Raw genomic sequence first — 13,902 nt, forward strand, 5'->3', positions numbered from 1 at the left:
TTAACCGACCCAGATCGGGCTGGACCAGGCGAGTTGTCCGTTGTTTTGTGTCACGCGTACGTAATACCAGTCGGTTGAGTTTGCATCGGACCGCTGATCCTGCCAGCGGATTTGAGCCGAGTATTCGCTCTGACCAACCAGGCGATGCACTACATAGCTTTCGCTGGTAAACACGCCTGTGAATTCCACGACGTTATCGTCGATCAGATCCTGAAGTTTGGCACTGATGGTTTTCTCGTAAGGTTTGCGAATCTGCAGAGTGAGCACTGTGTCGGGCGTGCCTTCGATTTCGGTAACGACGCCCTTGGTGGGGTCCTCGGCGTAGCAGTTGACGCGTGTGGTGTTTGAATCGAGGCGAAGTTCCTGATTCGAAACGACATTAAGTTTGTCACGCAGCTTTTCATTAAAGGGCGCTGACTGGAAGCAGGGGATTGCGCGGGTGAAACGACCGCCGTCCAGTTTGATGGTCATATCCCAGAAGCAGGTGCGGCCCATCGCCAGATCCGCCCAGGGACCCCAGCCGTACTGCAGACGGCATTTCACTTTGCCGGGCAGAATCGGTTTGTCATCCAGGTGATCTTCGGGGAAATGGCGTTCAATGACTTTGCCGTTGCGAATCAACTCGACCATGGAGATGGCGTCTTCTCCCTGCACGCGAACGTCGATCTGTCGATCGGTGGTCGCCGGCACATCACTGCCCATCGGGTGACCATTCAGCGAAACCTCCAGGGCAATCCTGTCGCCCGTGGCGGCATAAGTGCGGCGGGCGCGAATCGCTTCCATCAGCGAACGCGAAGAGAGATCTTCTGCCCAGACACCCAGAACTCCTTCGCCGTAAGCACCCGGATACCCCAGGTGATCATCGGACGAAGCGACAAAGCCAAAACGCATTCCTTTCTGCAACTGGGGGACAATCATGTTCGATGCGGAACGCCCCCCGTTACTGTGGCGGATCATTGGGAAAGGGCTGCGGTCAGTTTCTGTGCAACCATGTTCGGAAAAGACTTCGACCACGGGAGAAGCTCCCGGACGGAAATGCTTGAAGTTCGCACCGCGCCAGCCCTGCTTGTAACCCACGTGATGTGGAATCGCCAGTGCCTGGTTACCCTCCGCGAAGTCGAGCAGTTTTTCGACATGGTTCGGCAGGAACAGTTCAGGCTGGTCCTCGGGGAAGATCATGCAGTAGTCACCGAACTGACTGGAGTGCCATTCGTAGCCCAGAAACGCCACGAAGTCGTCGGAGTTCGCATCCTGAATCAGTTGCCGGGTCTTGGGCCAGTGTTTGGAGTGGACTTCGAATCCATTGACCCATTTCATGTGTCGGTTGCCCGGCATCTTCGGCATATCGTGCCAGGAAGCATGTCCGGTGAAAGCGAAGAAATCGAGGTGTTCCTTTGCCAGGTCAATGGAACGTTCCAGTGATCCTTTCGCGTAGCCGACGGCGTTGTGATTGTGTAAATCACCCCAGAACAACTGATACTTCTTTTGAGTCCCCGCTCCCTGGAGTTCAGAGTTCACACGCAGTCCAGACAGCGCTGTTGCCGCCATGGTTTCACCCAGAAACGTGCGTCGGTTAATTTGAGGTTGATCAGTCATGATTTTCTTAGCTTCATTTAGTCAGAAGTTGAGTCGAAAAAAGAGGGACAGGTGAGTGACCTGTCCCTCAGAAAGCCTGATCGAAGGCGTTTTTACTTTTTGCCTATACAATACAGCTTGTCGGTCATCTTCAGATAGATCTTACCATCCGAGAAGACCGGTGTGGCCAGGGCGAATCCTTCCAGCGGGTTTTCGGAAACGAGCTTGAATTCGTCTCCCTGTTCCACAACCAGGGTGGTTCCGTCTTCGCGGGTTACATAAATATGTCCGTCAGCCAGAATTGGCGAGGCACTGAATTTATGACGGCTGCGGGGCAGACGACCTTCCCAGATCTGTTTTCCTGTTTTGATGTCGAAGCAGAGGACTTCACCTTTGTCCGAACAGACGTAGACACGACCGTTGATGGCAGCTGGAGTCGGAACATCCGAGAAGGCGCCTTTGCCTTCCCCTTCTTTGGTCCAGACAACATTGGATTTTGTGACATCTCCCTGGCCGCCGAGTTTGATTCCGGTGAGTGAACCACCACGGGCGTAGGGAGCGATCAGGTAGCCATCGCTGATGACGGGTGAAGAGATCGAGCGGAAGTATTCATGCTGTGTGGGGTTCAGTCCCCCACGCGCCAGATTTCTTTACCGTTCTGTGCATCGTGGGCGGTGACATGGTCGGCTCCCAGAACGTAGATGATTTCTTTACCATTCTGTTTGGCGACTACCGGAGTCGTGTAACTCTGGTTGGCTTCTTTCGGGGCATCCAGGTTGCGGCCCTGTTTCCAGACTTCTTTCCCGGTCGCTTTATCGAAAGCAGCGATGTAGGAATTGTCGCTCTGGATGCAGGCGATGACAACCAGGTTGTCGGTCAATACGGGCGAGGTTCCCAGGTCCCACCAGAGGGTGTCTTCGCCATATTCTTTCTGCAGGTTTTTCTGCCAGACGATTTTTCCTTCTTTGGTCAGGCAAGCCAGATCCCCGCTCTTAAAGTAACCGAAAATGAACTGGTCATCGACTGCAGGCGAGGGGCTGCTGCCGCTCCCTTTTTTGTGCTTGCCGGCGCGTTCGGTTCCGAAGTCGGTGTGCCACTTTTCTTTCCCGGTGTTCTTGTCGAGACAGATCACCCGGTTCTTACCTTCTGAGTTTGTGGTCAGAAACAGATCATCGCCCCAGATCACGGGAGTAGATCCACTGGGCCCGGGGAATTTGACTTCCCAGAGAATATTTTTGGAGCTGTCCCATTCAACGGGATAACCGCTGCCTTCAGCGACGCCATTCGAATTCGGACCACGCCAGCCGGGCCAGTTGCCCGCATAGGTGGGGGCGGCAATAAACAGGGAGAGTAAGGCAGTCGCCAGTAAAGCTTTCATTCTGAATACCTCGGTATGTGTAAATTAGTGGGAATGAATTCTGGTTCATTCAGTTTGTATGGGGATCACAGTCTGGGTGAGAACTGCGATTATAACATGCCCGGAAACGCGATTTCATTCCGAATCGAAGTATTTTTTCACGATCCAGTCAGGTTGATGTGCGTCCGGTTTTCGCTTGCGGCCCGTCAGATCGATTTTTTCTGACTTGGGATGTTCGGATGTGAGCGGCTGCTTGTCGTCTGTTTTCTGCTGCCACTCTTTCAATGTTGTCAGCATCTGTTCGATGCGTGCCTGTTGCTCCGGATGTTCAGAGAGATCCTTCAGCTCAGCAGGATCGGTTTTGAGATCGAAGAGCTGTGTTTTATTGATCTGTGGATAGCGAATCAGCTTCCAGCGGTCATCACGGACCGCCCGCATCAGATCTTCGTAAGTCGTAAACAATGAAGTTCGAACGCCTTTCTGCTTGCCTCGCCAGATGGGGGCCAGGTCTAAACCTTCCACTCCAGAGGGAACACTGGTCTGTGTCAGGTCGCAGACTGTGGGAAAGATGTCATAGAGATAGACGAGGGCCTCGCTCGATTCATTCTGCGGAATACCAGGGCCCTTAAAAATCAGGGGAGATTTCATGCTGTGTTCATACAGATTCTGTTTTCCCAAAAGCCCGTGACTGCCCACCGCCAGGCCGTGGTCTGATGAGAAAATCACGATTGTATTTTTGTCGAGCCCCTGTGCTTTGAGCGTTTTCAAAATACGGCCGATCTGCGAATCCATGTGCGTGATCATCGCGTAGTATTCGGTCAGCTGCTCGCGAACGACTTCCGGCTGACGCGGCCAGCCGGCCAGTGCTTCATCGCGGCCGGTCATCCAGCCATTGTTGAACGGATGCTGGGGCATGAAGTTTTTGGGAAGTGGCGGCTGTTTGTCCTTGTATGTTTCCAGCGCGGAAGCGGGAGGCATCCGTGGATCGTGTGGTGCAGTGAAGGCGACATACGCATAGAATGGTTTGTCCGCGGGCTGCGTTTTCAGAAAGTTGACTGTCGCGTCGACAAACAGTTCGCTGGAGAATTTCTCTCCCATGCGTTTGTTCTCAAATTTGCCATCCTTCAAATCAACTACGGGGACTTTGAGGTGATTCGACATGCCTCCCATGAAGGCAGCTGTTCCCAAAGTGAAACTTTTCTGGAATGACTCGCGGTGGTTGTGCCACTTCCCGGTGCCGAAGGTAGTGTAACCGGATTCTTTCAGCAACTGGGGCATCGTCTTCACCCCTTTGAGATCCATGGGCACATGATAGAGGGAGCGTCCGCTATTGAGCATGGCCCGACTCGGCTGGCAGACTGCGCCATGAATCGACCCCATGCAGTACGCGTTCCGGAAACTGAAACCGGCGTGTGCCAACTGGTCCAGATTTGGAGTCTGAATGTGAGGGTTCTGATAAGCGCCGAGGGCGTCCGCACGCTGGTCATCGCTGAACAGGAACAGAATGTTCGGACGCTGGAATGGTTTCTCTGCTGCGGAGACGGCATTTGGACCGATGAGCACACTCAGCGGGAAACAGAGAATAAGCAGCAGGTATCTCAGGTAGGTAGTCATATTCAGGTTCCTGATTGTAATGAGCGACGAATAGAGAGGGGAACGCTGATTCCTGTTTCAGCGAACTGCCTCAGTCGATTTTGAAGAACCGCTTTCCTTTCAGTTCAAAGCGGGGCAGGGCACCAGGGGCAACCGTGGTGACCTCAGCATTGAAGTTCAACCGATCTTTGATCGCATGGCTGACTTCATTGACGATTTGTTTCTGCTGGTCCGTGGTCGAAAGGGATTCGATCGGTTCCAGTTCGATTTTCATGTGTTGCATGGCGCGAATGGTGCGGACTTCGATCCGGTATTCGGCTACCTGCTCGAACGTACGCAGGATCGCTTCCAGGCTTGAGGGGAAGACGTTGTTGCCGCGAATGATCACCATGTCGTCTGCACGACCCAGGATGCCCCCTTTCAGACGCAGCAGGTTGCGACCCGAGGGACAGGGGGTTGTATCTTCACAGACCAGGTCACCTGTGCGATAGCGGATGAGCGGGGAACCGACGCGGCCCAGGTTGGTAATCAACAGCTCGCCCTGGGCTCCGCGTTCGACTGGTTGCAGTGTTTCCGGATCGACGATTTCGGGAATGCATTCGGTTTCGAGAATGTTGAGACCGCCCGGGTTTTCGAGGGGCTCAATCCCAAGGGCGCCGATTTCGGTCATGCCCCAGTGATCGAATACGCGGGCGCCCCAGCCCTGGCCGATCCGCTGTTTGGTCGCTTCGATGTTGCCCCCCGGTTCTCCGGCAACCACGAGTGCCCGCACACGGCTGCCTGCCAGGTCGATGTTTTCCACCTCCGCGACTTCGGCCAGACGCAGGGCGTATGTCGGTGTGCAGCAGACGGCGGTGATTTTGTTGTCGAGGATCATTTTCAATCGGGCTTCGCTGCCCATGCCCCCGCCGGCCAGACAGAAGTTGCCGCGACGAGTGGCCCCTTCGAAGGCTGCCCAGAATCCGACGAACGGTCCGAATGAGAAGGGAAAGAACAGTCGGTCTTCCGGAAAGAGACCCACCATGCGATAAATCTGTGCCCAGCATTCCCCAAACCAGTCCCAGCTGGCTTTGGTGTCCAGCCAGCGCATGGGTGAACCGGTGGTTCCCGAGGTCTGATGCATGCGCGTGTAAGTTTCAAGCGGGTAGGTCAGGTTGGTGCCATACGGGGCGTTTGAGAGATGATCTTCAACCAGCTCGGCTTTGGTCGTGATCGGCAATTTCTGCAGGTCCGCGAGGCTCTGGATCGAGTTGACGTCGACACCCGCGGCGTTCCACTTCTGCTGCCAGAACGGATTCGAGGCCGACACCTCTTTCAGAAGGTGTTGCAGTCGCTCAAGTTGGCGGGCTTCCAAAGCGTCCCGATTCAGGTTTTCCGGCTGGCTTTCAGATGGATTCATAAACTTGCTTGTCTGGTTGGAGCAGGGGCATGGGGAGATTTCTTGCAGGTATCCCTTATTCTGCCGCAACTTGAGTGATTTTCCAACCTAATGAGCAATCTCTGCCGGAAAAAACTGTGCTCTGGGCGGCTGATGAGAGAATCTGGAACCAGTTGTTATTTCAAGGGTTATTGAAGTGAAACTATCTAATACGACCATTCCAACAACCTCTCAAGTCATGAAATGGTGAGGACGATGATATCGATACAGTAGGTTTTCCTGATTGACGAAAGAAGTACGGTTCAGATGAGAATCAGGATCACCTGATCATTGTCGACAACACAAGAACTGACATCCGGAGAAGAGAACTTTATGGCCGCGGACGGTAACAGCAAAGAGTTGAAACTGGGATTCCTGACCACGATTGAATGCCCGGATGGGGCGCTGATCGGAGGTCTGCTGGTGACGAATCATTTCGGTCGCCCCCTGGAATTTCAATGTACGACTCCCGTCAAACCGAACCGGACACAAGAGGTATTGTATGGACCGACGCTGGTTCCGTTCCTGCTGGGGGAAGTGATTGGCCAGACGCTGGTTGACAAGATGAACGTCAAACCGAGCCTGATCCTCGTAGAGCAGGAACAGGCGCTGGAACTGCAGAACCATACTTCTATACCGGTCGCCATCCTGACCGATGTGGAGCAACTGGTCGAAGAGAGTGACGCCTACCTCACAGAGCAGGTCGGGCGAAACCGGCTGCGGTTTGATGCTGCACACCAGATTGGAAAGTCTGCGATTGAAAAGACAAGTCAGCATATCCCGGGAGATGCTGATCTCGGGGAGCCGTTTGAACGTGTGCGTGAAGCCTTGACGGAAGCGGTAAAGATGGGTTCCTCCCGTTAGACCGCTTTCTGAGGCAGCGTTGAATCAATTTATCAGGCACTACTTCCAGATCAGGCAGAGACGTGGATTTTACCGAGTCATCATTTCAGCAGCAACAGGCACAACAAAAGGCACCTCACACGGGGGGACCGCATTTTCTGACCCCTTCTGCAGCCCCCGAGACACAATCTATTTCCGACACGGATCGCGAAGAACTGTTGCGGCAGATCAGCAGCGACACTGTCCCACTGATGGTCAACACGTCCGTGTTTGCATCCGGAATGAATGGTGCCCTGACCCGGAAATTCAATCTCGATGCTTCTGAAATCGAACTGATTGAACGCGCCGGCCTGCAGCCCAAGTGGAAGCCGACCAGGCCACGTGTCAGAACCTTCGGCATGACCTTTCCTGATGGCATGGAGTTTATTCCGCCCAAAGAGGAGAAAGAAGACAAGCCCGAACTGAGCAAAATGAAAGGTCCGGAAGTCGAAGGGGCCGAGGTCGCCCCACGTAAAAAGTCGACCCAGCTTAAACCACCGGCTAACGCGCTTTCACTCGAAGACCGTCTGTTTTACCTGTTGCAGCCGCCGCTGGAGACCTGGCTGGCCGGGCAGGAACTGATCATGCCTTTCGAACCATTCCCCTATCAGTATGAGGGGATCGCCTGGTTGTTCTCTAAAAAGTCTGCGTTGCTCGCTGATGAAATGGGACTGGGGAAAACCATGCAGACGATTACCGGCGTGCGTCTGCTGCTGCGTAGTGGACAGGTGCGTCGGATCCTGCTGGTCTGTCCCAAACCGTTGATTCCCAACTGGCAACGCGAGTTCAAATTCTGGGCTGAAGAGCTGCCGGTCACCGTGGTACAGGGGGATACGAACCGCCGTCGCATGATCTGGGAGATGCCCAATACACCGATCCTGATCGCTAACTATGAGTCGATGGCACGCGACTTTGAAGCGATGGGCGAAGAGAACCTGCCCCGTTTCGACCTGGTGGTGCTCGACGAAGCACAGCGCATCAAGAATCGCGATTCACGGACCGCAGAAGTGGCCCGGTCGATTCCCCGCAAACGCAGCTGGGCGTTGACGGGGACACCGATTGAGAATCGTCACGAGGAAATGTCGTCGCTGTTTGAATGGATGGAGATCATTCCGCCCCGAGGCACGCCCGATCTGCGTCAACTGCAGACGCTTTCGAAAGAGTTCATTCTCCGGCGGACCAAGGACCTGGTGATGACTGACCTGCCGCCCCGTCTGGACCGGCCCGCTTACCTCGATCTGAATCCGGCGCAACGAATTGCTTATGAGACAGCAGAGAAAGACGGTGTGATTCAACTGAATGAGATGGGTGACTCGATCACGGTGCAGCATGTGTTTGAGCTCGTACTGCGGTTGAAGCAGATCACCAATTTTGATCCGGTAACCGGCGACAGCGCGAAACTCGATCGCCTCGAAGCCGACATGGAAGAAATCGCTGCCTCGGGGGGGAAAGCGATTCTATTCAGCCAGTGGACCAAGCCTTTGGACTTCATGGCGCAGCGGCTGGAACGTTTTGGAACCCTGGTTTATCACGGGGGGATTCCCACAAAACAGCGCGAACCGATTCTGGATCAGTTCAAGCACGATCCCGATTCGCATCTGCTGCTGATGAGTTATGGCACCGGAGCCGTTGGATTGAATCTGCAGTTTGCTGGATACGTCTTCCTGTTTGACCGCTGGTGGAACCCGGCGATTGAGGACCAGGCGATTAACCGCGCGCATCGCATCGGGCAGAAAACGCAGGTCATCGTTACCAAGTTTGTCTGCAATAACACGATTGAAGAGCGGATCGACATGGTGCTTGAACAGAAGCGGGAACTGTTCCGCTCGATTCTGGGCGATGGCGATACGACCTGCGAGTCACGCAGCCTGACTGCAGCCGAGATCTTCGGCCTGTTCGATCTGAAGCAGAAGAAAGGGGATATGACCCAGAAGATCGCCCCCAAGGTTCCGAACTCCGCTGCCTGATTGTTACTTTACCAGTTTCGAAGAGAGCGGGCTGGAGGTCATAGCGTCCTGTTCATCGGTCACATTGATGAACCAGATGACGGCGTTTTTGGGGGGCGCTGGTCCGGTGATCTTTGTGCCTTCAATCGTCAGAGGCACCGCTTGCCATTTGCGTTCGAGGTTCGGTCCTTCATCCGTCGTATATTGCAGGACAGCCGATTTCAGTTTGACCGGCTGTGCGAGTTCAGCAGTGATCTGTTCTCCCTGGATGACCGGTTTCTGAACGACGGCCAGCGGTGCTGCCTGCTTCAGCTTTTCATTGAAGAAGCGGGCGATCTCTTTTGGCTCCCAGCCTGCCGGATGGCTGTGCCGCATTTTGACTTCGATGCGAATATTCTTCGGCGTTGATGCGGGGACTGCTTCGTAACTGCGTTGATAGGCTTGGAGCCAGTAATGAAAATCGTTGGTACCATTCAGGAATAAGATCGGCATCTGAACTGCCCGCAGATAGTGCCCCGGGTCATAGAGTTGCATCCAGCGCTTGGCATCTTCGTCGGGGAGTTGGTTGATCGACCGCTCAAATACGGAATGGTTGTTGAGGAAGCCACAACCATAAACGGGAGCGGCTGCTTTAAATCGATTGTCCAGACCAGACACGATGCAGGTCAGGTAGCCACCCCAGGAGATGCCGGTGACGGCGGTTTTATCTTTATCGACTTCGGGGAAGGAGCGAATCAGCGAGTGAGCCAGGATCGCGTTGGCAGGGGCATGGTAGCACCAGTGTTCCGACTTGTCGTCTTTGATCGCGTTGAATTTTTCCGCATGAGACTGGTTCGGACCGCCGGCTGACAGACGCTCGCGATGCTCGCGTTTGTGTGGATTCTTTCCTTCCAGCGGTCGGCTGCCTGCCAGGTCCATGGAGATCGCTGCATAGCCCTGCTTCGCCCACAGTTCGGCCCATTCACGAAATGCAGTCCCACCACCGCCGTGAATCAATACGACGCCAGGGTAGGTTGCCTGCTTGTCTTTAGAGAGACCCAATGTGCGGGGAGAAGCGTAGTAAGCGAAGACCTGGGTCGGCTTCCCTTTGTATTCCAACCCCTGATACAGGAGCTCGTGAACCGGACCGGTCTGATCGATCCATTCAAATTCGGGTGTCTGGCTGAGTGCTGTCAGATCCCAGGGAGTCGATTCCGGCAGTCGAGGATCCGGTTTAATGACATCTGCGGCCGAAACGACGTCGGTACTGAGCAGAGTAATTCCGCAGAGCAGGAATATGATGATCGAAGTTCGTTGTTGTTTCATCAGCAGCGCCACCAGTGATCTCAGGTTCGAATGGATAAGTGTTTTGATGATTATCCGATACGACCGAGGCAGACGCAAGACTCTGATGAAAATAGGGTACTTGTCAGCACTCTCTGCTAAAACAGTAAGCGGTAAATTGCAGAGCAGAAAATGATCCCGATGGTGATGATCGAACCAATGATACTCACGCCTACCGCCGCTGTTCCGACTTTGAACGTATTCTGTGATTCCGCCGGCAGATGGCTTCCCAGCAGTTTCCAGATGGACTTCAAGACCTGGTTAAACATCTGCGCGCAGAGCACGGTGGTCATTGCCAGAATGACGATTGCCCAGTGTGTGGCCGACAGGCCCAGCAGCATGCCTGTGGTAAGTACGGCACTGCCTGTAAAGAAGTGGATGAAGAACGAACTGTCCAGGCGCACGCCGAACGTGATGCCCCGCTCGACGTCGACCAGGCGCTGCCGCCATTCGGGACGGATTTTTTCGGCGTCTGAATTTCCAGCCGAGTGGATGCGAATTTTTCGGGACTGCGTTTCCGGTGATTGTAACACTGTCAAAATTCCTGTTATTGAGGCGGATTGCCAAAGAGTGAATTGAAGGCCCCTGGCCCGGCTCCAAAGTTTCCAAAGCGCGGCATAATCGTCAAGCCGATTCCGGCATTGCCCGTACTCTGGTCGTAGTTCATTCCGAGGCTCATGACGAAGTCGGCCCCGGTTCTGGTGATCATGAAGGTCTGCCCGCGGTTCAAGTTTTCGCCCAGGTCGTATGCAGTACTGACGCCGGCGCTCCATTTTTCGCTCATGATGTAATTCAGCGTGGCAGAGATGATCTGGCTGTCCAGGCCGCCGCCACCTTTGATCTGTTGTAATGCCACGTTAACTGTCATGCGGCGGGTCCGTTGACTGGTCAATGACATGTCCCACAACTGCTGTGCGCCATCGAACAGGTCGTAGTAGGCGTTGGCTGCCAGTGTTGTTCGGTCACCCAGGTACCAGCGGTAACGTCCACCCAACAGACCAAAGTCTTCGCCAAAGTTGTCACGCGTTGCGTCCGGGAAGTAGGACGCTTCCAGATCCAGGCTCATCCAGTCTTTGATCCGTTGTTGATCGGGGGGACCCGTTTTGGTCTGCAGACGATGCCGCCACGCCATCCGCAGGACCTGTTGATCGTCTACCATTTCATAGTACGGATCGGTCACACCCCGTGCGGCTCCCGTTCGTACGGCGTAAAAGCGGGGGTCGAACTGGGGAGGCAGCGTGCCACCGAAGGTGTTGATGACCAGACGTTCGCGGAATCGTTCCTGAGCGTTGTCATCGAATTCATTGTATTGTGCGATGTTGGTCAGGTTTTCACTCGAGTCGCTGAAGGAGTAATCCGCTTCAAGCACCATCTTGTGAGCCAGACCGTTCAGATTGAAAAACGGATTGTAAACCGTGGGGAAGACCCGCTCAGCCATGATGCTGCTCCGCAGACCGGCAGAACCATACAGACGGTCGATCTGCTGTTGCTGCAGACCCTGTTCCCAGTAAGCGGCTTCCCCCATGACATAGGGAGTCATGATGAAGGGACCCAGATTGAAGGGGGCTTCCAACTGGTTCCGGGTCATCGCAACCAGTCCTTCTGAATCCGCAACGAAGGGCAGGGGAGTAAAGACGTCCTGAGAGAGGTTGTATGGTGCGGAGCCGGGCTTCAGCTTTCCGTAACCGACGGAGGAATGGGAAGTCCAATTGACCAGGTTTCCGAAGAGGGGCTCGCCCAGCAGGAACAGATCCGCTTTGGGCAGCCAGTCTGTAGTGGTTTCGAATCCGTTCAACCGGGTTCGACCAATCATCGACCAGGACCAGTTCTCCTGTTGCTGCTTGAGGTGCAGCAGGGATTCAACATCTTTACCGGTGTCGAACGTATCTTCGAAGTATTCGTTCAGGAAGTTCCGGTCTGAGAGCAGACCGCCTTCGCCGGTGAGAGTCATGCCGAACGGCGATTCCTGACGATGATGCAGATTAATGAAATAGCGGTCCTCAGTGGAGGGGACCAGAGCCCGACGGTCGGCACCCAGGTTGTCGAGACCGGTATCGTGGATGTAGAACATCTTGGCGTCGCCACGGAAGACATTATCGAAGCCCAGCATGTTGGCTCCCTGATAGTCTCCGGACTGACCAATGCCGACGCCACGGTATGAGTAGTAATCGACCTGACCTTCCCACTTCGTGCCGGGCAGACGTTCGAGGCCGAGCAGCTTATACATATCCCATTCGGTCTCGACCTGGAAACCAAAGATACGGTCGTTCCCGAATCTCAGACCCGTGATCGGAAAATAGATGTCTTCGGCCGGACTGGAGACGTACGGCAGATAAAACAGCGGTACGTCACCAACCTGGAAGGTATTGTTCGAACTGGAGATCCAGGCGCGCTTATTCGGTACTGGTTCACCAGTGAGGGGATCAATTTGCGGTGAGCCTGTTCCCAGCCACGGAGTCGTATAGCGATCTTCGATGAACACATCCGAGGATTGAATTTTGTAGCCCGGCTTTCCAAACTGGCTGCCTGTTGCCCAGGCGTTCTGAGCCAGGTAGGCTCCTTTCGACAGCTGACGGATCTGGCTGGCCCGGACGCGGACATCTTCTCCCAGTTCGGGGATGTATGTTTTGAGCTCCGCATCCAGCAGTACGCCTCGTTCTTCGCGGGCATCGTAGTAGGCACGGTTGGCCTGGAGATAATAGGTTCCCTGCCGGATCTCAATATTGCCTTCGAGGTAGATTTCGAAAGGCGTTTCTTTGGACTGGCGGATTTCCGAGTTGAAGTTCTGCGTGTCCCGTCCATCGGTCCAGATGATAATCCGATCCGCGGACATGTCGACCATGCCCAGACCTTCCACACCGTCGATCAGCAGGTTGACACCGCCGGTAATCACCCAGATCTGTTCCGGGGGAACAGTATGTGTCGAGGGAAAACTTTGTACGTTGTAAGGGACCGCACTACGGGGGAACAGGCGAATGCGGCGGAATCCGACGTTCATTTCCGGTTCGGGCATGGGAGCCAGTTCCGGTCCTTCAATCGGCGGTTTCTCAACGATGAACTGAGCACGCTTCAACTGATGATCGTGGGGGATACCCCGACGTTGTGTCGCCCGTTTGAGCAGGGGATCATCCTCGGCGGGCGTTCCGTTCGTCGGGCGACGGTATTTGGTTTTCAAGCCACTCTGCGTGACCAGATTGACGAGCAGGCTGTTCTCGCTTTTGGATTCTCCCGGCAGATCGACGCGGACTTCCCCTTCCAGATAGACCGAAATGCGATCCATCTTACGGGATTTTGCATGCCAGATAACCATCTGTCGCGAACGGAGAACGGCGTCGCCCTGTTGAATGCGGCAGTTCCCTTTCAAAATCGAAACATTGACGAAATCCTGCTCCCACTGCTGGGAGTATTCCGCCTCGATCTGGATCGATTCCTGTTCCGATGGTTCGTATTCCGACTCTTCGTAAGACGCTTTGGGAGCACCGAAGAAACTGGTCTGAGCAGGCGCAACGGTGGTGACACCGCCGAGGATTGCAATCAGCAAAATCACTCGCCAGATACGAAGCGAAACATACCGAGAATCGGAATAGATCTCGCCCGACACGGGCACTCCTGAAGTGATAACCGGGTAGGTCAATCTTCTGATGAGAGGATAGGATCGAAGTGGAATACGCTCTGCTGCCAAGGGTTTAGCAGGGAAGAGGGTAACGGTTTGAGGTCGGCAGGCGGTAACTCAGTCTGTCGACCCGAGATAAATGGGTGCGGATTATAGGTCGATTTCTGAAAGAGTGTCAATAACAATCACTGGCCGG

The 13,902-nt window shown here is 54.5% G+C and carries 10 protein-coding genes and 1 pseudogene; 2 read left to right on the plus strand and 9 right to left on the minus strand.

Going from position 1 to position 13,902, the window contains the following annotated elements:
- The 6 genes and pseudogenes from F1728_RS17350 to F1728_RS17365 all read right to left on the minus strand — a co-directional run bounded on the left by F1728_RS17350 (window position 1) and on the right by F1728_RS17365 (window position 5,924).
- The gene (locus tag F1728_RS17350) at window positions 1–1,596 is read right to left on the minus strand and encodes a CehA/McbA family metallohydrolase domain-containing protein (protein WP_155365149.1); all 1,596 of its coding nucleotides are present in this window, start codon (window positions 1,594–1,596) and stop codon (window positions 1–3) included.
- Window positions 1,597–1,688: 92 nt separating this feature from the next.
- The gene (locus tag F1728_RS32245) at window positions 1,689–1,823 is read right to left on the minus strand and encodes a hypothetical protein (RefSeq protein ID WP_261344453.1); all 135 of its coding nucleotides are present in this window, start codon (window positions 1,821–1,823) and stop codon (window positions 1,689–1,691) included.
- 51 nt (window positions 1,824–1,874) lie between these two features.
- A pseudogene (locus F1728_RS32250) lies at window positions 1,875–2,219 on the minus strand (outer membrane protein assembly factor BamB family protein); the annotation flags it as partial.
- On the minus strand, window positions 2,201–2,953 hold the full coding sequence (locus F1728_RS31700; protein WP_228030215.1) for a PQQ-binding-like beta-propeller repeat protein: 753 nt from the start codon (window positions 2,951–2,953) through the stop codon (window positions 2,201–2,203). The pseudogene F1728_RS32250 and the gene F1728_RS31700, both read right to left, overlap by 19 nt.
- A gap of 114 nt (window positions 2,954–3,067) precedes the next feature.
- On the minus strand, window positions 3,068–4,546 hold the full coding sequence (locus F1728_RS17360) for a sulfatase-like hydrolase/transferase (RefSeq protein ID WP_155365150.1): 1,479 nt from the start codon (window positions 4,544–4,546) through the stop codon (window positions 3,068–3,070).
- Window positions 4,547–4,616: 70 nt separating this feature from the next.
- Window positions 4,617–5,924: a phenylacetate--CoA ligase family protein gene (locus F1728_RS17365; RefSeq protein ID WP_155365151.1), complete on the minus strand. Its 1,308-nt coding sequence runs from the start codon at window positions 5,922–5,924 to the stop codon at window positions 4,617–4,619.
- 309 nt (window positions 5,925–6,233) lie between these two features.
- Between F1728_RS17365 and F1728_RS17370 the strand changes: the two genes are divergently transcribed.
- Together F1728_RS17370 and F1728_RS17375 are read left to right on the plus strand one after the other, a co-directional pair.
- Window positions 6,234–6,806 carry a hypothetical protein gene (locus tag F1728_RS17370; RefSeq protein ID WP_155365152.1) on the plus strand — a complete coding sequence of 191 codons (573 nt, stop codon included), beginning with the start codon at window positions 6,234–6,236 and terminating at the stop codon, window positions 6,804–6,806.
- Between the two features lie 230 nt (window positions 6,807–7,036).
- Entirely contained in the window at window positions 7,037–8,791 is a 1,755-nt protein-coding gene (locus F1728_RS17375) for a DEAD/DEAH box helicase (RefSeq protein WP_390644247.1), read from the plus strand.
- A 3-nt stretch (window positions 8,792–8,794) separates the two neighbouring features.
- On the opposite strand, the gene F1728_RS17380 is transcribed toward F1728_RS17375, so the two are convergent.
- From F1728_RS17380 to F1728_RS31305, 3 genes are all read right to left on the minus strand, one after another.
- The gene (locus F1728_RS17380) at window positions 8,795–10,075 is read right to left on the minus strand and encodes an alpha/beta hydrolase family protein (RefSeq protein ID WP_155365154.1); all 1,281 of its coding nucleotides are present in this window, start codon (window positions 10,073–10,075) and stop codon (window positions 8,795–8,797) included.
- 116 nt (window positions 10,076–10,191) lie between these two features.
- A complete protein-coding gene (locus tag F1728_RS31300; protein WP_194242414.1) occupies window positions 10,192–10,626 on the minus strand; it encodes a diacylglycerol kinase family protein in 435 nt (144 codons plus the stop codon).
- Window positions 10,627–10,640: 14 nt separating this feature from the next.
- Window positions 10,641–13,694, minus strand: a complete 3,054-nt coding sequence (locus tag F1728_RS31305; RefSeq protein ID WP_194242415.1) for an LPS-assembly protein LptD — start codon at window positions 13,692–13,694, stop codon at window positions 10,641–10,643.
- Window positions 13,695–13,902 lie beyond the last annotated feature (208 nt).

This window comes from Gimesia benthica, assembly GCF_009720525.1.
In the GTDB taxonomy this organism is placed as follows: domain Bacteria; phylum Planctomycetota; class Planctomycetia; order Planctomycetales; family Planctomycetaceae; genus Gimesia; species Gimesia benthica.

Bases quoted from the DNA above. Each gene is read 5' to 3' on its own strand.
- F1728_RS17350 (WP_155365149.1), bottom strand. From the start codon at position 1,596: ATGACTGATCAACCTCAAATTAACCGACGCACGTTTCTGGGTGAAACC.
- F1728_RS31700 (WP_228030215.1), bottom strand. From the start codon at position 2,953: ATGAAAGCTTTACTGGCGACTGCCTTACTCTCCCTGTTTATTGCCGCC.
- F1728_RS17360 (WP_155365150.1), bottom strand. From the start codon at position 4,546: ATGACTACCTACCTGAGATACCTGCTGCTTATTCTCTGTTTCCCGCTG.
- F1728_RS17365 (WP_155365151.1), bottom strand. From the start codon at position 5,924: ATGAATCCATCTGAAAGCCAGCCGGAAAACCTGAATCGGGACGCTTTG.
- F1728_RS17375 (WP_390644247.1), top strand. From the start codon at position 7,037: ATGGTCAACACGTCCGTGTTTGCATCCGGAATGAATGGTGCCCTGACC.
- F1728_RS17380 (WP_155365154.1), bottom strand. From the start codon at position 10,075: ATGAAACAACAACGAACTTCGATCATCATATTCCTGCTCTGCGGAATT.